The 25,422-nt window shown below is 71.3% G+C and carries 28 protein-coding genes and 2 pseudogenes; 13 read left to right on the forward strand and 17 right to left on the reverse strand.

The genetic code is table 11. The features are described from left to right. The first annotated feature begins 51 nt into the window (after positions 1 to 51). The 6 genes from GH723_RS03200 (at position 52) to GH723_RS03225 (ending at position 2,919) form a co-directional block, all read left to right on the forward strand. Positions 52 to 426, forward strand: a complete 375-nt coding sequence (locus GH723_RS03200) for a copper resistance CopC family protein (protein WP_153758292.1) — start codon at positions 52 to 54, stop codon at positions 424 to 426. Then, on the forward strand, positions 393 to 644 hold the full coding sequence (locus GH723_RS03205) for a hypothetical protein (RefSeq protein ID WP_229023009.1): 252 nt from the start codon (positions 393 to 395) through the stop codon (positions 642 to 644). Before GH723_RS03200 ends, GH723_RS03205 begins: the two co-directional genes overlap by 34 nt. A gap of 64 nt (positions 645 to 708) precedes the next feature. Further along, positions 709 to 1,113, forward strand: a complete 405-nt coding sequence (locus GH723_RS03210; protein ID WP_153758294.1) for a hypothetical protein — start codon at positions 709 to 711, stop codon at positions 1,111 to 1,113. A 74-nt stretch (positions 1,114 to 1,187) separates the two neighbouring features. Then, positions 1,188 to 1,646 (forward strand): cupredoxin domain-containing protein, encoded by a 459-nt coding sequence (locus GH723_RS03215; protein ID WP_153758295.1) that lies wholly within the window; start codon positions 1,188 to 1,190, stop codon positions 1,644 to 1,646. Positions 1,647 to 1,651: 5 nt separating this feature from the next. After that, positions 1,652 to 2,707 carry an HAD-IC family P-type ATPase gene (locus GH723_RS03220; protein WP_229023010.1) on the forward strand — a complete coding sequence of 352 codons (1,056 nt, stop codon included), beginning with the start codon at positions 1,652 to 1,654 and terminating at the stop codon, positions 2,705 to 2,707. Next, a complete protein-coding gene (locus GH723_RS03225) occupies positions 2,704 to 2,919 on the forward strand; it encodes a hypothetical protein (protein WP_153758297.1) in 216 nt (71 codons plus the stop codon). The genes GH723_RS03220 and GH723_RS03225 overlap by 4 nt, the downstream gene beginning before the upstream one ends. Positions 2,920 to 2,979: 60 nt before the next feature. Here GH723_RS03225 and GH723_RS03230 read toward each other — a convergent pair whose 3' ends face one another. From GH723_RS03230 to GH723_RS18415, 4 genes are all read right to left on the reverse strand, one after another. Then, positions 2,980 to 3,342 carry a c-type cytochrome gene (locus tag GH723_RS03230; protein WP_195210496.1) on the reverse strand — a complete coding sequence of 121 codons (363 nt, stop codon included), beginning with the start codon at positions 3,340 to 3,342 and terminating at the stop codon, positions 2,980 to 2,982. A 66-nt stretch (positions 3,343 to 3,408) separates the two neighbouring features. Further along, a complete protein-coding gene (locus GH723_RS03235; RefSeq protein ID WP_229023011.1) occupies positions 3,409 to 4,032 on the reverse strand; it encodes a DUF305 domain-containing protein in 624 nt (207 codons plus the stop codon). 442 nt (positions 4,033 to 4,474) lie between these two features. Then, positions 4,475 to 5,668 (reverse strand): Fic family protein, encoded by a 1,194-nt coding sequence (locus tag GH723_RS03240; RefSeq protein ID WP_153758299.1) that lies wholly within the window; start codon positions 5,666 to 5,668, stop codon positions 4,475 to 4,477. A 171-nt stretch (positions 5,669 to 5,839) separates the two neighbouring features. After that, complete coding sequence (locus GH723_RS18415) at positions 5,840 to 6,202, reverse strand: site-specific integrase (protein ID WP_195210497.1); 363 nt, start codon at positions 6,200 to 6,202, stop codon at positions 5,840 to 5,842. A 118-nt stretch (positions 6,203 to 6,320) separates the two neighbouring features. On the opposite strand from GH723_RS18415, the gene GH723_RS03250 reads away from it, so the two are divergent. From GH723_RS03250 to GH723_RS03260, 3 genes are all read left to right on the forward strand, one after another. Further along, positions 6,321 to 6,626: a hypothetical protein gene (locus GH723_RS03250; RefSeq protein ID WP_153758301.1), complete on the forward strand. Its 306-nt coding sequence runs from the start codon at positions 6,321 to 6,323 to the stop codon at positions 6,624 to 6,626. Beyond that, a complete protein-coding gene (locus GH723_RS03255; protein WP_153758302.1) occupies positions 6,623 to 6,862 on the forward strand; it encodes a YlcI/YnfO family protein in 240 nt (79 codons plus the stop codon). Before GH723_RS03250 ends, GH723_RS03255 begins: the two co-directional genes overlap by 4 nt. 395 nt (positions 6,863 to 7,257) lie before the next feature. Next, complete coding sequence (locus tag GH723_RS03260; protein ID WP_153758303.1) at positions 7,258 to 7,911, forward strand: hypothetical protein; 654 nt, start codon at positions 7,258 to 7,260, stop codon at positions 7,909 to 7,911. Between the two features lie 58 nt (positions 7,912 to 7,969). Here GH723_RS03260 and GH723_RS03265 read toward each other — a convergent pair whose 3' ends face one another. Then, positions 7,970 to 8,911, reverse strand: coding sequence for an alpha/beta fold hydrolase (locus GH723_RS03265; RefSeq protein WP_324248594.1), 942 nt, complete (start codon positions 8,909 to 8,911; stop codon positions 7,970 to 7,972). Between the two features lie 163 nt (positions 8,912 to 9,074). Here GH723_RS03265 and GH723_RS18420 point away from each other — a divergent pair, with 163 nt between their 5' ends. Continuing rightward, a complete protein-coding gene (locus tag GH723_RS18420; RefSeq protein ID WP_195210498.1) occupies positions 9,075 to 9,425 on the forward strand; it encodes an MGMT family protein in 351 nt (116 codons plus the stop codon). Here GH723_RS18420 and GH723_RS03275 read toward each other — a convergent pair. The 4 genes and pseudogenes from GH723_RS03275 to GH723_RS03285 all read right to left on the reverse strand — a co-directional run bounded on the left by GH723_RS03275 (position 9,422) and on the right by GH723_RS03285 (position 15,175). Then, the gene (locus tag GH723_RS03275; protein ID WP_153758306.1) at positions 9,422 to 9,928 is read right to left on the reverse strand and encodes a PNPOx family protein; all 507 of its coding nucleotides are present in this window, start codon (positions 9,926 to 9,928) and stop codon (positions 9,422 to 9,424) included. The genes GH723_RS18420 and GH723_RS03275 overlap by 4 nt on opposite strands. 90 nt (positions 9,929 to 10,018) lie before the next feature. Continuing rightward, entirely contained in the window at positions 10,019 to 10,879 is an 861-nt protein-coding gene (locus GH723_RS19190; protein ID WP_407650260.1) for a thioesterase family protein, read from the reverse strand. An 81-nt stretch (positions 10,880 to 10,960) separates the two neighbouring features. Continuing rightward, a pseudogene (locus GH723_RS19195) lies at positions 10,961 to 12,601 on the reverse strand (ABC-F family ATP-binding cassette domain-containing protein); the annotation flags it as partial. A 171-nt stretch (positions 12,602 to 12,772) separates the two neighbouring features. Continuing rightward, positions 12,773 to 15,175 (reverse strand): ATP-binding protein, encoded by a 2,403-nt coding sequence (locus GH723_RS03285; RefSeq protein WP_153758308.1) that lies wholly within the window; start codon positions 15,173 to 15,175, stop codon positions 12,773 to 12,775. A gap of 140 nt (positions 15,176 to 15,315) precedes the next feature. Here GH723_RS03285 and GH723_RS03290 point away from each other — a divergent pair, with 140 nt between their 5' ends. After that, complete coding sequence (locus tag GH723_RS03290) at positions 15,316 to 16,032, forward strand: mycothiol-dependent nitroreductase Rv2466c family protein (RefSeq protein ID WP_153758309.1); 717 nt, start codon at positions 15,316 to 15,318, stop codon at positions 16,030 to 16,032. Between the two features lie 18 nt (positions 16,033 to 16,050). On the opposite strand, the gene GH723_RS03295 is transcribed toward GH723_RS03290, so the two are convergent. Then, complete coding sequence (locus tag GH723_RS03295; RefSeq protein WP_153758310.1) at positions 16,051 to 16,788, reverse strand: SDR family NAD(P)-dependent oxidoreductase; 738 nt, start codon at positions 16,786 to 16,788, stop codon at positions 16,051 to 16,053. A 133-nt stretch (positions 16,789 to 16,921) separates the two neighbouring features. Between GH723_RS03295 and GH723_RS03300 the strand changes: the two genes are divergently transcribed. Beyond that, positions 16,922 to 18,145, forward strand: coding sequence for an alpha-hydroxy acid oxidase (locus GH723_RS03300; protein ID WP_195210624.1), 1,224 nt, complete (start codon positions 16,922 to 16,924; stop codon positions 18,143 to 18,145). A 19-nt stretch (positions 18,146 to 18,164) separates the two neighbouring features. Here GH723_RS03300 and GH723_RS03305 read toward each other — a convergent pair whose 3' ends face one another. From GH723_RS03305 to GH723_RS03325, 5 genes and pseudogenes are all read right to left on the reverse strand, one after another. Continuing rightward, positions 18,165 to 19,652 (reverse strand): protein adenylyltransferase SelO, encoded by a 1,488-nt coding sequence (locus GH723_RS03305; RefSeq protein ID WP_153758311.1) that lies wholly within the window; start codon positions 19,650 to 19,652, stop codon positions 18,165 to 18,167. 63 nt (positions 19,653 to 19,715) lie between these two features. Then, positions 19,716 to 20,084, reverse strand: a pseudogene (locus tag GH723_RS03310) (TetR/AcrR family transcriptional regulator C-terminal domain-containing protein); the annotation flags it as partial. 336 nt (positions 20,085 to 20,420) lie between these two features. After that, positions 20,421 to 20,834, reverse strand: coding sequence for a c-type cytochrome (locus GH723_RS03315; protein WP_153758312.1), 414 nt, complete (start codon positions 20,832 to 20,834; stop codon positions 20,421 to 20,423). A gap of 32 nt (positions 20,835 to 20,866) precedes the next feature. Further along, the gene (locus tag GH723_RS03320; RefSeq protein WP_229023015.1) at positions 20,867 to 21,184 is read right to left on the reverse strand and encodes a DUF305 domain-containing protein; all 318 of its coding nucleotides are present in this window, start codon (positions 21,182 to 21,184) and stop codon (positions 20,867 to 20,869) included. A gap of 40 nt (positions 21,185 to 21,224) precedes the next feature. Beyond that, positions 21,225 to 22,265 carry a DMT family transporter gene (locus GH723_RS03325; RefSeq protein ID WP_195210499.1) on the reverse strand — a complete coding sequence of 347 codons (1,041 nt, stop codon included), beginning with the start codon at positions 22,263 to 22,265 and terminating at the stop codon, positions 21,225 to 21,227. 162 nt (positions 22,266 to 22,427) lie between these two features. Here GH723_RS03325 and GH723_RS03330 point away from each other — a divergent pair, with 162 nt between their 5' ends. Further along, the gene (locus GH723_RS03330) at positions 22,428 to 23,027 is read left to right on the forward strand and encodes a phospholipase A2 (protein WP_153758315.1); all 600 of its coding nucleotides are present in this window, start codon (positions 22,428 to 22,430) and stop codon (positions 23,025 to 23,027) included. A 125-nt stretch (positions 23,028 to 23,152) separates the two neighbouring features. Here GH723_RS03330 and GH723_RS03335 read toward each other — a convergent pair whose 3' ends face one another. Both GH723_RS03335 and GH723_RS03340 read right to left on the reverse strand, forming a co-directional pair. Then, on the reverse strand, positions 23,153 to 24,301 hold the full coding sequence (locus tag GH723_RS03335; RefSeq protein WP_153758316.1) for a homogentisate 1,2-dioxygenase: 1,149 nt from the start codon (positions 24,299 to 24,301) through the stop codon (positions 23,153 to 23,155). Then, positions 24,301 to 25,419 carry a fumarylacetoacetate hydrolase family protein gene (locus GH723_RS03340; protein WP_229023016.1) on the reverse strand — a complete coding sequence of 373 codons (1,119 nt, stop codon included), beginning with the start codon at positions 25,417 to 25,419 and terminating at the stop codon, positions 24,301 to 24,303. Before GH723_RS03340 ends, GH723_RS03335 begins: the two co-directional genes overlap by 1 nt. Between the last annotated feature and the right edge of the window lie 3 nt (positions 25,420 to 25,422).

Genomic DNA, 25,422 nt, shown 5'->3' on the forward strand with positions numbered 1-25,422 from the left:
CAGGGGCACCGACAATGCGCGGCTTCGCTTCGTACTCCTGATCGCGCCGACGTGGCTTTGACGTTGGGGCGGACCACCTTCGCCGGGCGGTGCGTCGCCGCCGTCGCAGCGATGGTCATCGCAGGGGTCGTGATAGTGGCCACTTCCTCGCCGGTGTGGGCACACATCGAACTCGCCGACAGCGACCCGCAGAACGTCTCGACCGTTGCGGAGCCCGTAGAGCAGATCCGACTGACCTTCACCAACGACGCGGACCCGGCACTGGACCAGTTCGCCATCGAGGGCCCCGACGGGAACGCCGTTCCGCTCGTCTCGGTCGAACCCGCGGGCGACGGCTCCACACTGATCGTCACCCCTGCCCACCCACTCGCCGGGGGACGCCACCGCGTGTCGTGGGCGATCCGCTCGATGACACCCACACGATGAACGGGACCGTCGCGTTCACTGTGACGGCGCCGGCTCTCGCGCTGTCGGGGGGAGGTGCGGCGGGCCAGTCGGGCACCGTGACGATGAACGCGGGTCCAATCGTCGGCGCCTCGGCGACCCGCTGCGTCACGAACGCCGAAGGACGCGATGGCGCCGAAGCGCCGGATGTCATGGTCAACGAGGCCATGACCGCCTTCGATCGGCTGCTGCGGTCATGAGCTCCACCGCTCGCCGGCGCGGTGACCGGACCGAGCGCCAGCTCGGGCGGTACGGTCGATCGTGATGCCGACCCGCCTGCCCCGCTGGACCTGGCTGCTGGTCCTGCCGCTGCTGGTCCTGCCGCTGCTGGTCGGCGCGCTCTTGTTGATGCACGGCCTCGACGCCCACGTCGGTGCTCTGCACTCGCCGGAGGTGGCCGCCGCTGAGCTGGTGGTCCCTGACCATCCCCACCGCGACTCTGTCCCCGCCGAACACGACCACTGCGCCGAATGCCTCGCGGGTCATGTCATGGCGGCCTGCGTCGCCATCGTCACCGCCATCGGCGGCATCGGGATCGCCCGCAGGCTGCTTCGCCAGGCGAGCTTCGTGGCTTCTGTGGTTGCCGCCGCGACGCGGGTCCGTGGTCTGGTCGAACTGCCCCGGCCACCCGACCCGGCGTGGGTCCGGCTGTCAGTCATGCGCTGTTGAGACGCCCTTTCACCTGAACCGGCGGTGCGCCCCCGCGCGCCGCGTCATCTGATTCTGTTGAAAGGAGCGCACGTATGCGCCGACCCCTTATTGCTGTCCTGTTGTCCGTCCTCGCGCTCGGGTTCGTCCTCACCGCCTGTGGTGACGACGACCCCAGCGCTGACCGCCCGATGGAGTCCATGGCCGACGGGGGCATGGATGACGAGATGATGAACGACCACGACGACCACGACGAGTCGACGCCGGTGGCCGACGGCGCCCGACGCATCGAGGTGGCCGCCACCTCCTTCGAGTTCGACCCCGACGAGATCACTGTCACCGCCGGAGAGGACGTCGCGATCGTCCTCACCTCCGACGATCTGCTCCACGACTTCACCATCGACGACGTCGACGTGCACGTGGCCGCGGACCGCGGCGAGACGGCCGAAGGCGGCCTCCGCGTCGACGAGCCAGGTGAGTACACCTACTACTGCACCATCGCCGGCCACCGCGAGGCCGGCATGGAAGGAACCTTGGTGGTCGAGGAGCCGTAGGCGACGTGGGTCGCCCGGCACCACCGGGCGACCCACCGCCACGACCACCTGCGACCACAGTCGCCAGCCGCAACTGCCGTGATCGCGGCGGCTCCGGGCGCGCACACCGTCGTCGGCGTGGCCGGCGCCGGGATCGCCGAGGACGAGGTGCTGCGGCCGGCGGCGTCGAGTCCGACAGCGAACACCCCCTCGCCCGCGCCATCGTCACCGCCGCACGAGACCGCGGCGCGGTCGCTACCGCCACCGAGTTCCGCTCACTCACCGGGCGCGGCGTGGAAGCCACCATCGACGGAACCGCGTACGCGGTCGGCGGGCCGGCCCTGCTGCGGCAGCGTTCCCTCGCCGAGCCCGACGAGCTCTCCGAGTGGTCCGCTCGGTGGCGCGACCGCGGCGCCTCGATCCTCTACCTCACCCGCGACGACGCGATTGTCGGCGGCATCGCCCTCGAGGACGAGATCCGGACCGAGGCACGTCACGCCGTCGCCGAGTTGCAGGCGATGGGTCGGCGCACCGTGATGATCACCGGCGACGCCCGACAGGTCGCCGACGCCGTCGGCGCCGATCTCGGCATCGACGAGGTCATGGCCGAGGTCCTCCCCGAGGACAAAGACGCAAAGGTCGCCGAGCTCCAAGCCCGCCACCTCAAGGTGGCAATGGTCGGCGACGGCGTCAACGACGCCCCCGCCCTCGCCCGCGCCGATGTCGGCATCGCCATCGGCGCCGGCACCGACGTCGCCATCGAATCGGCCGGGCTCATCCTCGCCAGCTCCGATCCCCGCGCCGTGGTCAGCATCATCCGTCTCTCCAAGGCCGCCTACCGCAAGAGCCTCCAGAACCTCTGGTGGGCCGCGGGGTACAACGTGCTCGCCATCCCCATCGCCGCCGGCGCCTTGGGCTGGGCCGGCATCACCATGCCCCCGGCGGTGGCCGCGATCCTGATGAGCGTGTCCACCATCGTCGTGGCCCTCAACGCCCAGCTCCTCCGCCGCGTCGAGCTCCGCCCACCGGCACTCGCCGACGACGCGACCCCGCGGCCATCTGCCGAGGCGGTGGCGTCATGACCGGACACGGCCCCACCCACGCCGACACCGACGACCGAAAGCTCCTCACTGCGCTCGCCGCGTGCTGCGTCGGGCCGATGCTGCTCATCATCGTGCTGACCGCGGTGCTCGGTCTCGCCCTCGGTCCCGCGGCGGCGATCACCCTCGGCGCCGTCGCCGCCGGGGTCTGCGTCGCCGTCATGGTCCAACACCACCGACGTCACGGGTCCTGACGTAACCGCCGCCCCGCCCGCGCCGACACTGGGGCTAGCCGGCCCGGCGGTCGAGCGTCGTCAGGACGGCGGGTACGGCTCGAGGCCGTGGATCTCCTGCTGCTCGCGCACGTAGGCGATGATCCGGTCGATCTCGTCATCATCGAGACCCTCGACCGGGGGCATGTCGCCGAAGTTCCAGTGGTGTGCACGCGAACCCTGGCTGATCGCCGCACGGAACGACGCATCGGGATGGTGGTCAGATGCGTACACCTGCGACAGGTGTGGCGGGCCTTGGTCGGTTCCGCGCAGGTCGCTGCCGTGACACGACGCACACGACTCCTGGTAGAGAGCCTCGCCCGACGAACCAGATGCCACGGTCGACGATGTCTCATCCGAACACGACGAGAGCACCGCTGCGAGCACTGCGCACAGCAGCACCATCGCTCGGAGCGAACCGCCCATTGGTCTCCAGGTCACCACGGTAACGACCGTAGCGTCAGCACCCGCTCAGCCGGTGGGGCACTCCCGATCGGCCGACACGTCGAACTGCGGGACCTCCCGCTCCTGTGCCTCGGCAGGAGTCGTGGCAGCGCCGTTCTCGTTGATGTCGTCGATCAGCCAGTCCATCTCCATGATCTCGCGACGCTGCGCCTCGCTGATCTCGACCGCCAGCTCGCACACCCGCACATCGTCGTTGCCGAAGCGCTCGGATCGGGTGATGGCGAGGGAGTGGTGCGGGATCATCGCCTGCATGAACGAGACGTCGTCGACGGTGGCCTGGCTGCGGTCCAGAGCGATGCCCCCGCCGAGCAGCAGCAGGCTGACGACGACGATGGCGATGTTGCCCCTGACGTTGCGGTACATGTTCAACATCCAGGCGAGCATGACCAGGCCCATGGTCCCGCCCATGGTGACGGCCATGAAGATGCGGCTCTGGCTGAAGCGAACGTGGCTGAGCTCCCACGAACCGACGAACATCACGAAGTACATCAGCACCATCGACGTGAGGATCATCGCCGCGAACCGCAGGTACATCTTCCGCTCCATGTCGGACTGATCCCCGTCGTGTCGATCATGGGTGTTCTGCTCGTCAGCTGACGAGGTCCCCTCGTGGTCCTTCTTGGTCTGCATGTTGGCTCCTCTCGCTACGGTCGTGCGTGCCGGTACCCCCTCGAGCGCCACTACCCCCGGCACTTCGGATCCAGAACCCGAAGATGGCCTTGCCGACCGCCACGTGGAACCGGGACAGGCGGCCGGACGGGCTGTTCGTCGGCGGGGCCGCTGGACTCGATGGCGTACCCGAGTCAGCCCGCACGCTTCTACCGTTCCTTCTACTGTGCGGGCCGGTACAGGGGTGTACGGACTGACACGACCGGCGTAGACTGATCGGAGAAACCCCAGCTCAAGGGCACTATCGGGTACTGGCTGGTACGGGCTGAGATCCCGATCGGAAACCTCATAACCCGAAGGTCGCAGGTTCAAATCCTGCCCCCGCCACCAACGAAACCGCAGGTCAGGCCCGGTCCCAGCGACCGGGCCTTCTGCTGTCCGGGCCCGACTTCTAACGGATCTTCTAACGGGTGGGCGTCGGTGCAGGCCGGAAGAGGATGTCCAGCACGGCGGGCGCCTGGAAGACGCGGTTGTAGCTGCGGCCGGTGACCTCTTCGAGGATGCCGGCTTCGGTGAGCCGGCCGACGGCGTGGTTGGCGGCCTGGACACTGACGTTGTGGGTGTCCGAGACGTGCTTGACGGTCAGCGATGGGAACTCGATGAGCTTCTCGGTCACGGCAAGGGCCACTCCCTTCATCCCTCGGGCCCGCAGCGTGGCCAGCGCATCCTCCCGCCAAGCCAGCAGGGCACGGATGCGGGACTCGGCATCCATCGCCTGCGCGCTGAGCGCGTTGCAGAAGTAGGTGATCCAAGCGTCGAACGCCCCGACCGTGCTCACCTCGCGCAGCAGGTGGCGATACCGGTCTGACTGTGCCTCGAAGTACGGCGAGAGGTTGATCAGTGGCTCGCTGAGGAGCCCGTAGTCCATGAGCTGGAGGATGGCGATGAGGCGCCCGATCCGGCCGTTCCCGTCCGTGAACGGGTGCAGCGCCTCGAACTGGTAGTGAGCCGCGGCGACGCGGATGACGGGATGGAGATCCGTCTCGGTGTGGATCCACTTCTCCCAGTCGGACATGCCGTTCGAGAGCTCGTCTCCGGGCGGAGGTGGGATGTAGGTCGCCTCGAGCACGCTGCAGCCTTTGTAGGGCCCGATGAGCACCTGTGTCTGGCGGACCTTTCCGGTCTGCCAGTCCTCGCTCGGCGTGCCACTGATCAGGGTCTCCTGCAGCTCGCACGCGAGTCGCGTGCTGATCGGCAGGACCTTCATCCGCGCGATGCCTTGCTCGGTGGCGTGGATGAAGTTCAACACCTCGGTGACGGCGTGGCTCCGGGGGATGTCGGCATCGAGCTCCGAGCTGAGGACGTCGGCGGCGGGCGCGAATGTTCCCTCGAGTGCCGAGGTGCTGACCGCCTCCCGGCGGATGGTCGGCCGCGCGACCAGCATGGGGTTCGGTAGGAGCTCCTTGGCCAGCGCATCCAAGCGGCCGAGGTGGTGTGCGGCATCGATCGCTGCACCCCAGGTCTTGGGGCCGAGGTGGAGATCGGACGGCAGCGGGCTGGGGACGAAGGCGAAGTGGTTGACCTCGTGGCCGGCCTCCTCGACGGTGATCGGCACCAGCCTCCCGGTAGGCGACTCGCGGAACCGCTCGATCTGCATGACTCAAGCTTAGCGCCATGAACCTTGAATTCCAGGGGTGAAACTTCTCGCAACCGTTCAGGCGCTGACTCGGCGATCAAGGTTGCGCGCGGATGCTTGAAATCGAGCCTGTGGATTTCAAGTGGCGCGCTCGCCGTAGAGGGCCTCGCAGAAGAGCCTGGCGGCGTCGGCTTACATGCCGGGGATGACGTGCTGGTAGACGGTCATGGTGAAGGCGGGGCTGCTGTGGCCGAGGCGTTCGCTGACGACCTTCACGTGGACGCCCGCCTTGAGCAGGATCGTGGCGAGGGTGTGGCGGAGGTCGTGGAACCGGATCCTCGGCAGCTCGCTCGTGGCGAGGTGACGGTCGAAGACCTGGCTGAAGTAGTCGGGGTGCGTGAGGCTGCCATCGGGGCAGGCGAAGACGGTCTCGTCCTCGCTCACCTTCAGCCCGGCGAGCGTCGCCTCCTGCTCTCGCACGAGCCGCCATGAGCGCAACGCGTCGACGGTGCGCTCGTCGAGGTCGATGGTGCGGCGGGCGGAGCCGGTCTTCACGTCAGCGATGGTGCGCGCAACTGGCCGCTGGATCGAACGCGTGGGGAGCAGGAGTGGCGGCGATCGACCTGGTGTCGAAGGGTAGGCGGACGTATCCGGTTGTAATACACTGGCTCGTGTGCCTGAACCGTTCGATCTCGATCTTCTCGACGACGAGGACCCGTTCGAGATCGACGACCAGGCCGCCCACCTGTTCAAACATCCGAGGCTCGGGGTCGAGGACATCTACGAGGTGTGGCAGTCCGACCCGCTCTTCTACCCGGCGAAGCCGCCAGCGCACTGGCTGATGGTGGTGGAGGTCGCCGGCGACGTGCTGGTCGTGCCGCTCGCTCCACCAGATTCCGACGACCCCACCAAGTGCCGACCGATCGGCTGCTACGTCGCAGCCACGCACCTCGTCACCCGATACCGGGAGGACCGATGACCAAGAAGAAGATGACCCGAGAAGAGGAGTACGAGTTCTACGCCAAGCCCGAGAACCAGGAGCCCCAGGGTCCTGCTCGGCGGCGGAAGCGCTCGAACCTGACGGAGATGGTGCCGGTGCGATTCCCGCCCGAGACCCTCGAGGAGGTTCGCCGACTCGCCGAAGCCGACGACCGCTCGGTGTCGAGCTGGATCCGTCGCGCCGTCGAGCACGAGCTCGAACAGCAGGTCGGCTGACGGCCGGCTTCTAACGGATCTTCTAACGGACGGGCCGTCATGAGGCGGTTCTGACGGGACCCGGCGAGACGGGCTGGCACACGAAACCGCAGGTCAACGGCACAATCCGGCGTTGGACGACACAGGCTGACATGGCCCGCAAGCACCTCCTAACCCGAAGGTCACAGGTTCACTCCTTCGGCCGTTGGTGTGGCCGACGCCATCACCGAGCGTCCTGGGATCGGCCGACAACGCCGCATCTCGGCACTACTCTCGCGAGCCGACAGCGCAGCCGAGGGCGAGGCGGGCGGTGGGACATGGGTCTGGTGCGGCGGGCATGCGGTGGCCGTTCACGCTCGTCCCGGGGCGTGGCCCCCACGACGAGAGCATCTCGTCGGGTAGCGCGGTTGGCTCGGATGGTGCTGGCCATCACGGCCGTGGCGTTGGTGTCGGGCTCGTGCGCCGACGAATGCGACGAGCTCGAGTACGAGTGGATCGGCGGGGCTATCGGCTACTACGACGACTGGGCGGAGGCGACCGAGGTCGAGGTCGGCGCTCCGGAGGGCAGCGAGCTCTCCGAGGTCGAGCAGTGGCGCCTCGAGACGTTCCGCTCGGAGGGCGCTCTCATGGTGCGCGTCGAGGACGCTCAGGTCCTGCGCGGAGAGCGATTCGAACGTGGGCTCGCGACGGAGAGCCTCGGGCGCGAGGCGCCTCGGGTGGTCGAACGCGGCGGCACGCTGCTCCTCGGGCACCGGGACGGCGGGGTCGCTGGCATGGAGCTGCGGTCTGACGGCTCTGTCCGCTGGCTCGGCCCCTGCGCAGGGTCGGCGACCGAGCAGCTGTCCGGTTTCGCGGGGCACCTCGCAGCGACCACCGACCTCTTCGCGGGGGCCAGCGCTGCCGATGTCGCGCGGGCTCTCGTGGCCGAGGATCCGGGCGGTCCGCTCAGCCGCCAGTTCGAGGAGTGGTGGCGACCCAGCAGCCGGGAGACGGCGTCGTCGACGGGCGGGCCGCTCCTGGGGTCTCGGCATCACACGGGCCCCGACATCGATGGGCGCAGCGGACGGTGAGCACCGGCCGGGGTTCGACGTCCCCGTCCGATCTCCGGTGGCATGAGCGCTCGAGTCGTCACAGTCTCTGCTGCTCGAGCCAGGACAGGATCGCCCGGTTCGTCTCCGTCGGCAGCTCGTCCATGACCCAGTGGCCGCAGTCGAGCTCGACCTCGGTCAGGTCCGGCACGAGCTCGGCGATCCGCTCGTTCCTCGCCACGACGTCGCGAGCGCCGTAGATCATCAGCGCGGGTTGCCTGACGACCGGATCGACGTCGGCGAGCAGGTGCCAGTTGCGGTCGACGTTGCGGTACCAGTTGATGCTGCTGGTGAACCCGGAGGTCTCGAACGCGGACGTGAGCACGGCCAGCTCGTCGTCGCTCATGACGGGGTCGCCGGGCGGTTCGTCCGCGAGCGCGAGGTGCACCATGGCGTTCCCGGGCTCGGGCGCAGGAGGCGGCTGGTTCCTCCGATACAGGTTCCGCAGGAACCGAGCGGTGTGGGCCTCGAGCACCGCATCGGCGACGCCGGGCCGGCGGTTGAAGTCCACGAAGTAGAAGTCGCTCCCGAGCATCTGCTCCATGGCGTCCACCCAGGGCTGCTCGCCGCGCTCCATGTACGCCATGCTCAGCGCGACCACCTGGCCGACGCGGGTCGGATGCAGGATCGCCGTCCACCAGACGACCATCGCGCCCCAGTCGTGACCGACGAAGGTGGCGTCCTCGTAGCCGAAGTGGTCGAGCAGACCGACCAGGTCGCCTGCCAGGTGCTCGATGTCGTAGGCGGTGACATCGCTCGGACGCGAGGATCTTCCGTATCCCCGCTGGTTCGGGACGATGACGTGGTAGCCGGCGTCGACGAGGGCGGGCACCTGGTGGCGCCACGAGAACGCGTGCTCGGGCCAGCCGTGGCACAGGACGACCGGTCGTCCTGCGTTCTCGCGTCCGGCCTCGAACACCTCGAGCTCGACGTCGTCGAGGGCGACCATGGTGGGCGTTGGGAACTCGATCGGATCGAACACTGCGTGCCTCTCTCTCCTGGGCGGTCGCCGAGGAGAGGCGCAACGTACGAACCGCTCCGGACAGATGATGTCCGCAGCGTGCCGAGACCCCGGCGCAGTGGTCTGCGATGCTCGGGCTCGTCCGAGGTGTGATGCCGTCGGAGCCGAGGGGGGACCGGATCAGTTGGGAACCGACGCGACACCACCGCCGCATCCCGATGCCCGGCCGTGGCCCGACGACCACCGCCCGACCCCGTTCCAGGCGGCGGTGGTCGCCGTCGTCGAGGCGCTCGAACCCGGTGAGCTGGTCACGTTCAGCGACGTCGCCGATCAGATCGGCCGTCCCGGCAGCGGGCAGGCCGTCGCGAACGTCCTCCGTGCCGCCCCGGACCTGCCGTGGTGGCGCGTGCTGCCGAGCGACGGCCGCGTCTACCGCAACCTCGCACCGATCCAGGTCCCGCTCCTGCGAGCCGAGGGCCACCAGGTCGACGACAACCGGAACGTGCGACCGTCACCGACTCCCCCGCAGAGCTAGATCCCCTGGGGTGCTCCATCGCGGGTCGGTGCCCGGTGCAGCCGCAGCCCGTGTTCGATCCGGAAGAGCCGGTGGATGCGCTGCTCGCTCGCTGGGAACCAGTCTCGTGCCTCGGCGACGCGGATGAGCTCCGGGCGATCGACCGGTACCGTCCGGCCCTCGTGGACGAGCACGGCGGAGCCGGCGGCCATCACGTTCTGCACCCAATCGGCGGTCGAGCCGTAGGGCAGCGTCACGACGAAGCCGTCCTCGATCTCGAACGCGCCGATCGGGGTCGCGTAGGCGCGTCGGGAGCGGCGACCCTCGTGTCGGATCAGGGAGGCGGCCGCGCCGGGCGTCCCGGCGAACCGCCGCTGCACCCGGTTCGTGAACGCGCGGTTGAACCGTCGCACCAGCCGCAGCATGCGCGGTGAGCGCGTCCGGATCGCCACGAACACGAAGGCGAGGAACCCGACGGGAGCACCGACGACCACCGCGATGAGGACCCTCGTGCGTCGCTGCACGCCGCCACTCTTGCACGGCGTCTCACCCACGTGCGGCGGCCCGCCGTCGGACGCTCAGGCGGCCTCGACGCCTGACACCAGCGACACCCGCTACTGCGTCTCCTTGATGGTGAGCGGCGCACCTTGGACGCCTCGGACGAGCACGCTCTGGGAGCTGAACCCCAGCGGCCCCGCCGCGTCGAACAGCTCGGCTCCGCTCACCCCGGCACCGTGGTCGCCGACGAGCGATCGCGTGCGGATGCCGACCCACTCGCCGACGAGGGGCCGGAAGCAGCTCACGGTCGTGTCGGTGTCGATGCCGAAGGTCCGGCGCCCATCGGCCGCATCCGAGTCGTCCCCGTGGTGCCGGTGTCCTGCGACCACCGGGACGGCGTAGGTCCAGTCGCAGAGCGTGGCGATGGTGACGAAGCCCGACGTCACCTCACCCTCGACCACGGGCACGTTGAGGCGGAACCAGGCCAGCGGCACCGGGTGGCTGGGGTCGCCGTACAGGTCGATCGCGTGGTGGAACGCCGTCTCGCCACCGTCGTCGCGACCGAAGAACGGCTCGCCGAGGTCGTCGTCGACGGGTGGCGTCGGCGGCTCCGACACCGAGGGTTCCGGTTCGACCTCCAGCTCGGTCGTGCGCATCCGCTGGGCCGTGGCACGCACGCACAGATCGTCGCCGGCGAACAGTCGTGCGTCGACGACGTCGAGGCTCTTCCCTGCGTGCAGCGTCTCGGTGACCACCCGCAAGGGCGACAGGGGAGCGGCGCGGATCAGGTCGACCGTGAGGCGCACGACCTCGCGGGGTACGTCGCTCGGATGTCGCTCGGCCGCCCACGCCATCGCGGCCAGCATCGGACTGCCGTGCAACGTCCCTTCGTACCACGGCCCCTTCGAGAGAGCGGTGGGTACGAGGTGCTCGCCGTCGAAGCGGAAGAGCGCGGAGGGCTCGTCGGAGTGGACCACCAACGCAGTCTGGTGCCCACAGCTCGCGCTGGCCGACCTTGAGGCTCGGTGGTCGTGAGGCTGTGCCCGGGTGGGTGCGCCTGGCGATCGCCGCTCCAGGGCCAGCTCGGGCCAGTCGGACAGGTCCCGTCGGAGCTGGCGGTCGTGGGTCACGACGACGATCGCCGCGCCGCTGGCGTCGAACGCCTCGGTCAGCTCGTCGACCAGGGCGATCGACAGGTGGTTCGTCGGCTCGTCGAGGAGCAGGAGGTGCGGGCGACCCGCGAGGGCGAGTGCGAGGTCGAGCCGGCGTTGTTGGCCCATCGAGAGCTCCGCCAGCCGTCGACCCGCGTCGGCGGAGGACAGCAGACCGAGCGAGGCGAGCGCGACCGTGTCGTCGATGCCGCGGTACCGCAGCTCGTGCAGGTGCCCCTCGTAGACGTCGTGGACCCGACGGGTGTCGACCGACGGCGACTCCTGGGCGACGACGCCCACGCGTGCTGCGGGCGCGATCGAGATCGTTCCCTCCTCCGGCCGGAGCCGCCCGGCGAGCACGTGGAGCAGCGTCGACTTCCCCGCACCGTTCGGGCCCGTGACGAGCAGCCGCCCGCCGGACTCCAGGGTGACCGTCACCGGACCGTCGAGGCGGCCCTCCACGGCGACCCGATCGGCGTGGACGACGGTGGTGCCGGGGAGCGCCGGGAGCTCCGGCAGGTGGAACCGCAGGGGCGCGACCGGTCTGGAGACGGCGTGGTCCGCCAGGTCGTCGAGCCGCCGGTTCACCGCCCGCACCAGTGAGGGTGCACGCGTCGCTCGCTGGTGCTTCCCCGTCCCCTTCGGCGGACGCCAACCGGAGCGCAACCGGTTCTGGGCTGCGGAGAGGCCGTCGGCCAGGCGGGCCTCCTCGGCGCGGTGCTGCTCGAACTCCTGCTCCCACCGCAGCAGCTCGGCCGCTCGACCCGTCACGTAGCCGTCGTACCCCTCGCCGTAGACCCGGGCCCGCCCGTCCCGGGTCGGGTCGAGGTCGAGGATCTTCGTCGCCACGTCGCGCAGCAGGGCTCGGTCGTGGCTCACCACGACGACACCACCGGCGTGGTCCCGCAGCGCCGTGGTGAGGAACTCCAGTCCGTGCTGGTCCAGGTGGTTCGTGGGTTCGTCGAGCAGCAAGATGTCGTGGTCGGCGCCGAGGAGGCACGCGAGGCGCACCCGGTAGCGCTCACCGACGGACATCTCCGAGAGCCGACGCGTCCGGTCGCTGATCGCGGAGAGCTCGGCCAGGGCGAGATCGACCCGTCGGTCGGCATCCCACGCGTCGAGCACGGTGGCCGCGTCGAGCGCCGCAGCGTAGGCGGCGTCGGACCCGTCGCGGCCCTCCGAGAGCGCGACGGTGGCGTCCTCCAGGGCCCGAAGCGCAGCGCGCGCGTCGGCCAGCTCCACGTCGATCAGCTCGCCGACCGTCCGTGAGGAGCTCACCTCGAGCTCCTGCTCTGCGAGGCCGAGGCTGCCGACCCGGGTGACCGACCCCTCGTCGGGCTGGAGCGACCCCGAGAGGATGTGCAACAGCGTCGACTTGCCCCGGCCGTTCTCGCCGACGACGCCGAGTCTGGTGCCGGGGGTGACCGACACGCTCAGGTCCACCAGCACCGGTCGTCCGCCGCGTTCGATGCTCACCGCGGTGGCGACGAGCTGGGCGCGAGCTCGCGCTCGCACATCCACATCGATCACGTCGATGTCCTTCCTCATGGGGTGGCGACGCCGGACGGCGGCCACGAGATCCAGGGACGAGCGGCCCGTCGACGACGGGGCGCGGCGCGACCCGGGGCGCGTCAGCGGCCCGGGGATCGTCCGAGGATCAGAGGAAGATCGAGTGGATCACGTCGAGCAGCGTATCGAGCGACGATCGGGCTGAGGCGCTCAGCGCTCGATCGGCACCCACACCACGCTGAGCTGGCGAACCGTGATGTCGGCCTTCTCGAGACCCACCTCGATCTCCTCGACCTGCTCGGCCGTCGCGTCCCACTCCGCGGCGATGTCGGCCATGGCGTCGGTGAGCTCGGACTCGAGCTCGGCGAGCTCCATCTCCTTCTGCTCGACCTTGGCGAGCGCAGCCTCGACCCGCGCCTCGGCCGTGGAGGCCGACCGACGCCGCGACGAGGCGCCCTTCACCTTGCCGAGCATGGACCGGGTGGAGCGGCGGCCACCGAGGAGCGAGCCGAGCAGGTCGCCGGCACCGGAGATCCACTCGTGCTGCTTGGCGTCCCCGGCCTTCTGCCGCAGCTCTTCGACCCGGATGTTCTCGCGCTCGATCGCCGTGCGGACCGTCGACATCTTCGACTCGAGGCGGGCGCGGAGCTTGGCCGTCTCGGCGTCGGCGGCCTCGTCGGCCGCGGCGTGGCACCGGGCGAGGAACTCCTCGTGCGTCTCACCGGGGCGGGAGTAGAGCTTCAACTCCTTGTTGACCGACAGGGCCAGGGTGTTGTCGCGGTGGATGCGGGCAGTGATCGCCGATGTGGCGGCGTCGACGTAGCGCTTCGTGTCGATCGGCGCGGTGGGCAGGACGTAGGTCGCGCCCTCGGGAGCGGCGTCGCGCAGGTCGCGGTCGTCGAAGTCGACGGCGACGGCCTCGTCGGCCTCGAAGGGGTCGGTGAGCCCGACGGTCACCAGCTCGTACTCCTCGACGTGGCGGAGGTCAGCCTTCGTCTCGTCGAAGAGCAGCTCCACCCGTGCCGCGATCCCGGCGACGTAGGTGGTCGAGGTCGGCGCGCCTCCGACCTCGGGGAGCCACGGCGCGGCGGGGTCGACCCACCGCACGGGCGTGCCCTCGGCGGTGCGGGGAACCACGGCGACCTCGTCCTCGGCCAGCGCCGCGGTCGGGGATGCGGTGGACGGCGACGCGGCGGTCGGTGCGTCGGCGACGGCCGGCGGCGCGTCGGCGGGTGCCGCTGTGACCGGGGATGGCGACGCCGCCGGCGTCGTCGGCTGGCCCGGGAGCTGCGACACCTGGGCCTTGGTGAGCGGGCCGGCCAGGTAGTCGAGCGCCCAGCGCGTGGTGAAGGTGCGCGGCGCCGACCCCTTCGTGGTGTGCAGGACGAACTCCCGCTTGCCGAGACCGGCGATCGAGACCGACAGGGCGGCGACGTCCACCTCGCCCGAGCTCGCGGCGAGACCCTCCTCGAGCCGGCCCACGTCCCGTTCGGTCTGGAGTCGACCGATCATCCAGGCGCCGGCGTTGGAGATCGCCTTGTAGTCGAGGTCGACGGGGTTCTGCGTCGACAGGACCATGCCCACCCCGTAGGCCCGGGCCTGCTTGAGGATGGTGAGGATCGGCTGCTTCGCCGGCGGCATCGCGGTCGGCGGGACGAACCCGAACACCTCGTCCATGTAGACGAGCGCCCGCAGCCCGGGGGACCCCGACTGGCCGCGCATCCAGGTCACCAGCTTCGTGAGCAGCAGCGTCACCACGAACTGCCGCTCCTCGTCGCTGAGGTGGGCGAGGTAGACCACCGAGCAGACGGCGCCTCCGTCGGTCGACAGCATCCGGCCGATGTCGACGGGCACGCCCTCGGTCCACGCGGCGAACGACGGCGAGGCCAGCAATCCGTTCAGCTTCAGCGCCAGGGAGGTGCGATCGGCCGCCGGGTAGAACGTGTCGAGCTCGAGCACGCCCAGCTTGCGGAGGGGCGGATCCTGGACCTGGTGGACGAGCATCCCGAGATCGAGGCTCTGCCCGTCGGACCACGCCTTGGCCACCAGGTTGGTGAGCAGGATGTGCTCGCGCGACGAGAGGGGGTCGGCGGTGATGCCGACGAGCGAGAGGAGGCTGCTGATCAGCCCCTCGATCTCGGCGGCGATCGACTCGGCGTCGTCGGTGGTGGGTGCCGCCAACGAGCCGATGAGGTCGAGCGGCACGCCTGCCGACGACCCGGGCGTGTAGACGGTCACGCGGGAGGCGTCGGCGAGCCCCTGCACGTGCGAGCCGTCGAGCGCCCAGGAGGCGAGCCCGTCGGCCCACGAGGTGGCCGTCTCGGCCGGATCGGACCCCTCGGGGACCCACGGTGCGAACTCGTCGGGGGTGAGGCCAGGGAAGCGCAGGGCGAGGTTGGTCATGTCGCCCTTGGGGTCGAGCACCAGCGTCGGGATGCCGTTGCGCAGCGCCTCCTCGATGAGGACCACGCCGAGGCCGGTCTTGCCCGAGCCGGTCATGCCGACGATCACGCCGTGGGTGGTCAGGTCGTCGGCGTCGTGGTCGAGGCGCTCGCCGGTCCGCTCGTGCGCCGCGGGGTCGATGAGCTCGCCGAGGAAGAGGTCTGCACCCATGCGGCGAACCTAGCCCCGACGTCTGCCGGGCGGACGAGGCCGCCGCCGGTCGGCCAGGCCGACGGATGTCACTCGTGGTGGTGAGGAACGCGCGCTCGGCGGGGATAGGGAGGAGGGAGCACGCCGACAGGAGAGCAACCGTGACCACCGCAGAGACCGACGACCGCGACCAGAGCTCCGAGCTGACCGAGCTGGACGGCGGACCCCACGACATCGAGTTCTTCTTCGATCCGGGCTGCCCGTTCGCCTGGCAGACCTCGGTCTGGATCCGGCGCGTCGTCGAGCTGCGGGGCATCTCCGTCGGCTGGCGCTTCATCTCGCTGGCGCACATCAACCGTGAGCGCGACCTGCCCGAGCGGATGCGGGAGGGCCATCGCCGCAGCCGTCGCTACCACCGGATCTGCGTCGCGGCGAGGGAGCGGCTGGGGAACGAGGCGGTCGGCGACCTCTACCAGGCGTGGGGTGAGCGCTACTGGTACACCACCGAGGAGGGCGACCTCGTGGAGCGACTGGCCGCCGCCGCGGAGCGGACCGACCCGGAGAAGATCCTCGCCGACCTGGGCCTGCCCGCGGACCTGATCGCAGCGGCGGACGACGAGTCCTACGACGCCGTCCTCGTCGCCGAGAGCGACGAGGCGTTCCGTCGGGCCGGCTCCGACGTCGGCACGCCGATCATCACCTACGACCCGCCCCACGGGAGCTCGCTGTTCGGTCCGGTCATCAGCAGCGTGCCCGACGACGAGACGTCCCTCGCGTTCTACGACGCCCTGCGTGTCTTCGTCGACGTCCCGGAGTTCTCCGAGCTCAAGCGCAGCAGCCGGGCGCCGCTCGACCTCCCTCTCTTCGCCGACAGCTGACAGCGGTCCCGGGGCGGATCAGCCGGCGGTGTAGCCACCGTCGACGACCATCTCCGCGCCGGTGACGAAGCTGGCCTCGTCGCTCGCGAGGAAGGCGATCATCGCCGCGATCTCCTCGGGCTGGCCGAGGCGCCCCATCGGCGTGGCGCCGACCAACATGTCGCGGTCGGTGTCGCCGAGGATCGGCGTGTCGATGTAGCCCGGGTGCACGGAGTTGACGCGCACGCCCTCCTTGGCCCATCCGAGCGCAGTCGTCTTGGTGAGCAGCCGCACCGCGCCCTTGGCCGCGTGGTACGCGGGGCTCACCCCGGAGCCGACGATCCCGTACATCGAGCTGATGTTGACGACCGACCCGTTCCCGCTCGCCTTGAGCGCCTCGGCCGCCGCCTTCATGCCGAGGAAGACGCTCGTCTGGGTGACGGCGACGACCTTGTCCCACGTCGCCGTCGTCGTGACCTCGAGTGGCTCGGTGTCGCCGATGCCGGCGTTGTTGACGAGGACGTCCAGCCGCCCGAACCGCTCGAGCACGGCGTCGACAGCGGCGGCCCACCCGGACTCGTCGGTGACGTCGAGGTGCACGAACATGGCGGCGCCCTCCGAACCCTCGATGTCGGCGACGACCTGCGCGCCGGCGTCGTCCTGGACGTCGGCGACGACCACCGAAGCTCCTTCGGCGGCGAGGCGCGACGCTGTCGCCTTGCCGATCCCGCTCGCCCCGCCGGTCACCAACGCCACGCGTCCATCGAACCTGGCCATCTGCCGCTCCCTCTGTCGGTCTGTTCCCGTGACCTTTCCCCGAACGACGGACGATCAACGGCACGCACGAGGTGGGAGAGTGGGAGCCGCCCGGCACCGCGCCGGCGCCGTGGCGGTGGAGGGAGGCCCAGAGATGATCGACGTGCTGCGCACGCTGCGGTCGGTGGTGCGGCTCGACCGCATCGAGTCCGATCCGATCGAGCGTCGGTTGCGTCGTGCGGCGTCGGTGGCCGACCTGCGTCGGATCGCCCGTCGACGCCTGCCGGGCGGCGTCTTCGACTACATCGACGGCGCCGCGGAGGACGAGCGCACGCTCGCCGCCAACTCGGGTGCCTTCGCGGCGACGACCTTCCGGCCCCGCGTGCTGCGCGGACTCGACGCGGTCGACCCGACGGGGACACTGCTGGGCGGCCCGGTCGCCTACCCGTTGGTGCTCGCGCCGACGGGCTTCACGCGCATCGCCGACCCGGAGGGTGAGCTGGCTGTGGCTCGCGCCGCGGCGAGGGCCGGCCTGCCCTACACCCTGTCGACGCTCAGCACTCGCTCGATCGAGGAGGTCCGTGCGGTCAGCGCGGGTCGGCTCTGGTTCCAGGTGTACGCGTGGCGGGACCGCGGCCTGGTCGCCGAGATGGTCCGGCGTGCGGCCGACGCCCGGTACGAGGCGCTGGTGCTCACCGTCGACACCGCGGTTCTCGGCCGCCGCGAGCGCGACGTCCGCCGCGGGTTCTCGCTCCCGCCGGCGATCGGGCCGGGCACGATCCTCGACGGCGCCCTGCACCCCGCCTGGACGCTGGCCTTCCTCAGATCCGAGCCGATCCGGTTCGCCAACGTCGTCGGTCGTGACGTGGGAGACGGCGCGTCGCCGGTCACGCTCTCGGACTACATCAACACCCAGTTCGATCCCGCCCTGTCGTGGGACGACGTCGACTGGCTGCGGTCGATCTGGGACGGCCCCATCGTGCTCAAGGGCGTGCAGACGGTCGACGACGCCGCCCTCGCCGCCGAGCGCGGCGTCGATGTCGTGTGCCTGTCGAACCACGGCGGTCGCCAGCTCGACGGCGCGCCGGCGACCTTCCCGCTCGTCGCTCCGGTCCGTGACGCCGTGGGGGACGACGTCACCGTCATCTGCGACGGCGGGGTTCGGCGGGGGAGCGACATCGTCAAGGCCGTCGCCGCTGGGGCGAACGCCGCGATGGCGGGTCGGGCATACCTCTACGCGCTCGGCGCCGCGGGCGAGCGCGGGGTCGACCGCCTGCTCGGGTGGTTCCGCGACGACGTCGTGCGCACGATGAGCCTGCTCGGCGCCGGGACGATCGCTGACCTGGATCGGGATCTCATCGAGCTGCCCGGCGCGTGAGGCCGGTCAGCCGGCGCAGTCAGGTGCCGCAGAAGGTGCGGTAGGGACCGAAGTCGTCAGGGGCGGGCTCGGCGTAGCGCTCGAGGCCCGGCCGCGCCGTGAAGGGGTCGGCGAGCACGGCCAGGAGCTGGCCGGTGGGGGCGAGGTCGCCGGACGTGGCGGCGTCGAGCGCCTCCTCGACCAGGTGGTTCCGTGGGATGTAGACGGGGTTGGTCGCGTCCATCGCCGCGCCGACGGACGCGCGGTCGTCGCCGAGGTGGGCGCTCCACCGGTCGAGCCACTGCTGGGCCTCGGGCGCCTCGTCGAGCAGCGCGAGCGTCCTCGCCACGTCGCCCCGCGCCGCGTCCGACAGAGAACGGAACGCCGACGTGTGGTCCGCTCGGTGCTCCTGCATCAGGGCGACCAGCTCGGCAGCGAGCTCGTCCACCGCGTCGTCGTCGACGGATGCGTCGGCGGCGTCGAGGCCGAGCTTGGCCCGCATCAGGGACCGGTGCTCGGCGCGGAAGCGCTCGGCGAAGCCCTCGAGGGCGGCGGTGGCGGCCGCGACGGCGGTGTCCTGGTCGTCGTCGATGAGCGGGAGGAGCGTCTCGGCGAGCCGGGCGAGGTTCCACGCCGTGATCGCCGGCTGGTTGCCGTAGGCGTAGCGCCCGCCGTGGTCGATCGAGCTGAAGACCGTGGCGGGGTCGTGGGCCTCCATGAACGCGCAGGGGCCGTAGTCGATCGTCTCGCCGGAGATCGTCGTGTTGTCGGTGTTCATCACCCCGTGGATGAACCCGACGGCCATCCAGCGCGCCACGAGGGACGCCTGCACGGCGACGACCGCCTCGAACAGGGCGAGGGCCGGCCGGTCGGTGTCGGCGGCGTGGGGGTGGTGCCGCTCGATGGCGTAGGTGAGGAGGCGCCGGAGGAGCGCCTCGTCGCCGGTGGCCGCGGCGAACTGGAAGGTGCCCACGCGCAGGTGGCTCGCGGCGACCCGGCACAGCACGGCGCCGGGCAGCGCCGTCTCCCGCGCCACCTGCTCGCCGGTGGCCACGACCGCGAGCGCCCGGGTGGTGGGGATGCCGAGGCGGTGCATCGCCTCTCCCATCACCAGCTCCCGCAGCATCGGTCCCACCGCGGCCTTGCCGTCGCCACCTCGGGCGAACGGGGTGCGTCCCGAGCCCTTCAGGTGCAGGTCGCGCCGGCGACCCTCGCGGTCGATGACCTCGCCGAGCAGCACCGCCCGGCCGTCGCCGAGTCGCGGCGAGTAGCCGCCGAACTGGTGGCCGGCGTAGGCCTGGGCGACGGGGACGGCCCCGGCGGGGATCGCGTTGCCGACGAGAACATCGACGCCCTCCCGCTCCAACAGCGACGTCGGGTCGAGCCTGAGCTCGGTGGCCAGGTCCTCGTTGAGCGCCAGCAGCCGCGGCGCCGGGACCTGGTCCGGTTCCCACGGCACGTAGAGCCCGTCGAGCTGGTCGGCGAAGGTCGCGTCGGCGGCGAACGGCCAAGAGGTCGTGGTGGTCACCCGCTCAGGCTACGGGCGGGTCTCGGCGACCCCGCGGCCGACCGACGCGGCGAGGAGGGCCGTTCATCGCTCGAGCCGGCGCTCGAGAGCGTCGAGGACCAGGTCCAACCCGTAGGCGAACTCCTCGCCGTAGTCGTAGCTGCCCGACAGCACGTGCTCGGTCGCCAGCTCCGCCAGGTGCGGATACGCCTCGGCCTCACCGAGGATGGCGTCGGCCACCTGCGCGGCCTCCTCGCCGGTGGTGAAGGGCAGGCTGCGCTCCTGGACGGCGAACCCGTAGAGGTAGCTGTCGATGAGGGAGATGGCGTGGGCGGTCATCTCGACGGAGAAGCCCGCGGCGCGCAGGCAGCCGAGCACCGCGTCGTGGTGACGGAGGGTGGCGGGCCCAGGGGCCGTACGGGAGTCGGTGAGGCCGATCGCCCAGGGGTGACGCCACGCCGGCGAGCCGGGCCGCGCCGGCGCCATCGAGCACCGAGGCCGGGTCACCGGGCGGGCCCACCGCACGCCGGTCGACCCGATCCCGGTCGAGGGAGGGTTCCTCGTCGCCTTGCCGCACGGCGATCAGACCGAGTGGCTGCGGAACGTGCTGGCTGATGGAGGAGCGGTCCGTCGTCTCGTAGGTCGGCACCGCCGGGCCCTCGGTGGGCGCGGGGTCCGGTGGGCAGACTGCCGGCGTCGAAGGGATGCTCGCCGACCTGGGAGCCGTACTCCCCCGAGGACGCGCTCGAGCGGCTGAGCTTCGCCGCTCCCCGAGCGACCCGCCTCGATTCAGGACGGCGGGTACGGCTCGAACCCGTGGAGCACCTGCTGTTCGCGCACGTAGGCGATGATCTGGTCGATCTCCTCCTCGTCCAACCCCTCGACCGGCGGCATGTCACCGAAGTTCCAGTGGTGAGCGCGGGAGCCCTGGGTGATGGCGGCGCGGAACGACGCATCGGGGTGGTGGTCGGGCGCGTACACCTGGGAGAGATGGGAGGGGCCGGCGTCGGTCCCGCGCAGGTCGCTGCCGTGGCACGACGCGCACGACTCCTCGTACAGCTCGGCGCCGGTCGACGCCTCCGCCGAGCCACCGGCCGCGTCGTCGTCGCCGGCGCAGGCGCCGAGGACGAGGGCCGCCAGCACGAGCGCCGACGCAGCAGCGCGGCGCCCGCGTCGCCGCGGCACGTACGGTGGGTCAGTCATCGTCGTCGAACCTAGCCGCGCCCGCCCGGCCGTCAGCCGCCCGGGCACTCGCGCTCGGCGGACACCTCGTACTGCGGCACCGGCCGTGCCTCGGCCTCCTCCGGGGTCGTCGCCGCCCCGTTCTCCTCGATGTCCTCGATCAGCCAGTCCATCTCCATGATCTCCCGGCGCTGGGCCTCGCTGATCGCGACCGCGAGCTCGCAGACCCGCACGTCGTCGTTCCCGAAGCGCTCGGAGCGAGTGATGGCCAGGGAGTGGTGGGGGATCATCGCCCGCATGAACGACGTGTCGCCCACGGTCGCCTGACTGCGGTCGAGAACGATGCCGCCACCGAGGAGCAGGAGGCTCACCACGACGATGGCGATGTTGCCCAGCGACGCCCGCCGGCGGTCAGGACCGGTCGTGGGTGTGGTGGTGGTGGAGGTCGGGCACGTGGGGGTGGCGATGGCGGAACGGCTCGTGGGCGTGCCGGTGGCTGTGGCGGCCGACGAATGCAGGCCCATGGTCGTGTGCGTGGTGCTCGTCGGGGTGCGTGTGCTCGTGCTCGTGCACCTGCGCCATGTGGTCGTGGACGTGGTCGTGGTCGGACCGCAGTGAGAGCCCCACGCCGATGGCTGCGAGGAGGGCGGCGGCCACCTGGGCTGCCGTGACGGGTGTCGAGAGCGCAGACCACGAGATCAGCGCACCGATGAAGGGCGCTGTAGCGAAGATGACCTGCCCGCGCGACGCGCCGAGATCGCGTGCCCCCTTCACCCACAGCGTGATCGACAGGCCGTAGCCGGTGGCCCCGATGAGCAGCGCAGCGATCACCGGTCCGACGCCGAGCCCGGTGCCTGCGTCTCCGGCGAACACCATGCCGAGCGCCAGGTTGGCGCCTCCGGCGACCAGACCCTTGGCGGCCACGACGGTCTCGGGCGAGAGCTCGTCCAGCTGGGCGGTGACCCCGTTGTCGACGCCCCAGGCCACGCACGCGGCGGCGATCAGGAGCGCCCCAGTGCTCCACTCGGCCCCGGGCTCCCACACGAGCACTGCGCCGCCGGCGGCGACGAGACCCGCGCCGACGATGACCCGACCTCCGAGGTGCTCGCGGAAGACGGTGGCGGCGAGGGCGACGGTGGCCACCAACTCGAGGTTCAGCAGGATCGACGCAGTCGCGGCGTCGACGCGCGCCAGACCGGCGACCAGGAGTGCCGGCCCGACCGCACCGCCGGCCACGACTGCGACGGCGAGCGGCCGCCACCCCGCCCGTAGGTCGGCCAGCGTCGGTGGCCGCCGAGCGACCGCTGGTGCGACAGCGAGCGCTGCTCCCAAGTAGAGGAGGCCCGCGAGCACGAGCGAGGCCATGTCACCTGCGAGTCGAGACGCGGCGGGCGCTGATGCGCCGAAGAGCGCGGCGGCGGCGAGGGTGCGGGCGACGGCGCGGCGGTTCACGGGGCACCACCGTATGACCCATCGGAGAGGTGCTGGGGTGGCGAACCTCGTGGCCGGGAACCGGAGCCTCCGTGTCGACGTCGGAGGAGGGACCGCACCCAGGGTGTGGCGTCGGGCACGATCGGTGTCCGGCGCGGGTGCCACGACACAGGAGGAAGATGGATGCCACGAACCGGACGTCTGCGCGCTCGGCTCACCGGAGGGCTGCTGGCCCTCGTCGCCGTGCTCGGATCGACCGCCGTGATCGGTGCCTCGCCGGCCGACGCCCAACCGGTGGACCGCTGCGGATCGGCGGGCACCGAGTGGGTGCCCGACAGCGGGGCCGGCTTCGACTTCAACGAGGCGTGCCGGCTGCACGACCACTGCTACGGGATCAAGCCGCACGGTGCCGGGTCGTCGGGTCGTCTGGCGTGCGACCGCGAGTTCCTGAACCACATGCGTTTCAGCTGCGCGGCGATCCACGGCCCGATGGTGGGGAGCTCGCCCTGCCTCACCCTCGCCGACCTCTACTACCTCGGCGTCCGCGTCGGTGGCACGACCCCGTTCGAGGAGGCCGAGGTGCCGACCGGGCACGTCGAGGTCGGACCAGTCGAGCCGATCCGTGACGAGCCGCCGGCGTCCTCGGGTGGCGGCGGTGGCGGCTACGGCGGAGGCGGCGGCGGCGGATGGATCGGTGGCGGGTTCGGTGGCGGTGGTGGGGGCACGCCGACCGGCACCGTGACCGTCGGCGAGCCCGAGACCGTCGCGACGCAGGCGGAGTGACGCGGCCGGCCGGCACCCCCGCCTCGACGCGGCGAGGGTGCCGGCCGTCCTACATCTGTCCGTGGAGCACGGGGCCGGCGGGTTCGTAGGTGCGGGTCGGGGCAGACGGGGCTGCGCCGCAGGACTCAGCGCCCCGACCAGGAGCCCCAGTAGGCCTCGTCCTCGACGGCGGCCGCAGCGGCGTAGACCTGCAGCGGGCGGAACGTGTCGAGCATGACCGCGACCTCGTTCGTGCCGTCAGCCGCGTCGGCCTTGTCCGACGAGCCGGGCTGCGGCCCGTGCGTGAAGCCCGCCGGGTGCAACGAGATCGAGCCCCGACCGATGCCCGACCCGGACCGGCTCATGAAGTCGCCCTCGGCGTAGAAGAGCACCTCGTCGCTGTCGACGTTGTGGTGGTGGTACGGCACCCGCACCGCGTCGGGGTCGAAGTCGTAGGGGCGGGGCACGAACGAGCACACGACCGCGCCGGGTAGGGCCCAGGTCTGGTGCACGGGGGGCGGCTGGTGGATGCGACCGACGATCGGCTCGAACTCGTGAATGCTCAGGGCGTGGGGGTAGACGCAGCCGTCCCACCCGACGACGTCGAACGGGTGGGTCGCGTGGATGTAGCGCAGCCACCCGGAGCGGGTGCGGACGAGCACCGGGACCTCCGTGCCGTCGGAGTGGAGCGGCTCGGTCGGTGCCCGCAGGTCCCGCTCGCTGAACGGAGCACCCTCCAGGAGCTGCCCGTGGGGGGAGAGGTACTTGTCGGGGATCCGCACGTGCCCGCTCGACTCGAGGACCAGGGCGGCGACCTCGCCGTCGGGCACCCAGCGGTGCGTGACCCCGGCCGGCACGACGACGTAGTCGCCGGCTCCCACGTCGAGCGCGCCGAACACCGACTCCAGGCGTGCCGTGCCGTCGTGCACGTAGACGAGCTCGTCGCCCACGACCGAGCGGTGCAGCGGCGACGGGTCAGCGCTGCGCACGAACGCCAGGGTGACGTCGGCGTTGCCGGCCAGGCGGTGCCGTCCGGTGACGAGGTCGGGTCCGGGAGCGAGGTCGCCGGTGCGGAGGTGGCGCGGCCCGATGCCGTCGTCGGCGGCCGGGTCGGGGAGATCGACCGGCTCGACGCCGAGGATCGCCGACGGCGAGCAGCGGTGGTACAGCAGCGCTGACTCGCGCGAGAAGCCTTCGGTGCCGATCAGCTCCTCGAACAGCACGCTCCCGTCGTCGGCGCGGGCCTTGGTGTGGCGCTTGCGGGGGATGGTGCCGACGGCGCGGTAGTGGGGCATCAGCGGACCTCCGGTGCGGGGACGATCGTGCCGGTGACGGGGGCGAGCGACCCGCCACCGTCGGCTGAGCGCCAGCAGCCGGTGAGCTCGACGACGTCGCCGTCCTCGAGCCAGGTGCGGGTCGAGCCGTCGGCCAGGGTGATCGGCTGCTCCCCGGCGCGGGCCGCTTCGATGAGCGAGCCCTCCTGGCCCGGGTCGGGCCCCGAGACCGTGCCCGACGCGAACAGGTCGCCCCGTCGCAGCCCGGCGCCGTTGGCCGTGAGGTGGCAGAGCATCTGGGCGAACGTCCACCACAGGTGGCGGGTGCCGGCCCGACCGATCGGCGTGCCGTTGAGCGACCAGGCGAGCTCGAGGTCGAGCGCCCCGTCGCCCTCGGCGCGCAGCACGGGGTCGGGCGGTGGGTCCTGGACGACGCCGGCGCAGCGGGGGAGCGCCGCGAGCGGTGTGACCCAGCCGGCGATCGACGTGGCGAAGCTCTTCCCCGCGAAGGGACCGAGCGGCCGGTACTCGAAGGACTGGATGTCCCGCGCCGACCAGTCGTTGACCAGCACGACGCCGAACACGTGGTCGTCGGCGTCGTCGGGAGCGACGACCTGACCCATCGGGACGGCGGTGCCGACCACGAAGCCCAGCTCCAGTTCGAGGTCCAGCCGCTCGCTCGGCCGACGGGCGCCCGGTCCGACGAGGCCCACCGGCCGGGTGATCGGCGTGCCGGACACGACGATCGATCCCGCACGGCCGTGGTAGCCGATCGGCAGGTGCCGCCACGCTGCGGGCAGTGGCTCCTCGCCCGGTCGGAGGATGCGCCCCAGGTTGGTCGCGTGGTGCTCCGACGCGTAGAAGTCGACGTAGTCGCCCGGCACCACGGGGAGCTCCACCGCGAGCCGGTCGACCGGCACGGCTGGCGGCTGGTGGGCGAGGTGCTCGTGGACGGCGCCGTGCACGTCGTCCCAGCCGTGGCGGCCGAGGGCGAGCAGCGGGTCGAGCGTCGTCGCGCGCGCGACGTGGTCGGGCACGCCGGGCACCCCGCGGAGGTCGACCGCACGATCGTCGACGCGCGCCGCGAGGTGCGGCGCGCCCGTGGGGTCGTCGCCGACGATCCCGTAGGCGTGGCGCACGCC

The sequence above is a fragment of the Actinomarinicola tropica genome (genome assembly GCF_009650215.1).
GTDB lineage: Bacteria > Actinomycetota > Acidimicrobiia > Acidimicrobiales > SKKL01 > Actinomarinicola > Actinomarinicola tropica.

Excerpts from the sequence above, each read along its gene's own strand:
- GH723_RS03300 (WP_195210624.1), top strand. The coding sequence starts at position 16,922 with ATGATCGACGTGCTGCGCACGCTGCGGTCGGTGGTGCGGCTCGACCGC.
- GH723_RS03260 (WP_153758303.1), top strand. The coding sequence starts at position 7,258 with ATGGTGCTGGCCATCACGGCCGTGGCGTTGGTGTCGGGCTCGTGCGCC.
- GH723_RS03315 (WP_153758312.1), bottom strand. The coding sequence starts at position 20,834 with ATGACTGACCCACCGTACGTGCCGCGGCGACGCGGGCGCCGCGCTGCT.
- GH723_RS03210 (WP_153758294.1), top strand. The coding sequence starts at position 709 with ATGCCGACCCGCCTGCCCCGCTGGACCTGGCTGCTGGTCCTGCCGCTG.
- GH723_RS03240 (WP_153758299.1), bottom strand. The coding sequence starts at position 5,668 with ATGCAGATCGAGCGGTTCCGCGAGTCGCCTACCGGGAGGCTGGTGCCG.
- GH723_RS03285 (WP_153758308.1), bottom strand. The coding sequence starts at position 15,175 with ATGGGTGCAGACCTCTTCCTCGGCGAGCTCATCGACCCCGCGGCGCAC.
- GH723_RS03330 (WP_153758315.1), top strand. The coding sequence starts at position 22,428 with ATGCCACGAACCGGACGTCTGCGCGCTCGGCTCACCGGAGGGCTGCTG.
- GH723_RS03225 (WP_153758297.1), top strand. The coding sequence starts at position 2,704 with ATGACCGGACACGGCCCCACCCACGCCGACACCGACGACCGAAAGCTC.
- GH723_RS03215 (WP_153758295.1), top strand. The coding sequence starts at position 1,188 with ATGCGCCGACCCCTTATTGCTGTCCTGTTGTCCGTCCTCGCGCTCGGG.
- GH723_RS03230 (WP_195210496.1), bottom strand. The coding sequence starts at position 3,342 with ATGGTGCTGCTGTGCGCAGTGCTCGCAGCGGTGCTCTCGTCGTGTTCG.
- GH723_RS03295 (WP_153758310.1), bottom strand. The coding sequence starts at position 16,788 with ATGGCCAGGTTCGATGGACGCGTGGCGTTGGTGACCGGCGGGGCGAGC.
- GH723_RS03235 (WP_229023011.1), bottom strand. The coding sequence starts at position 4,032 with ATGCAGACCAAGAAGGACCACGAGGGGACCTCGTCAGCTGACGAGCAG.
- GH723_RS03255 (WP_153758302.1), top strand. The coding sequence starts at position 6,623 with ATGACCAAGAAGAAGATGACCCGAGAAGAGGAGTACGAGTTCTACGCC.
- GH723_RS03335 (WP_153758316.1), bottom strand. The coding sequence starts at position 24,301 with ATGCCCCACTACCGCGCCGTCGGCACCATCCCCCGCAAGCGCCACACC.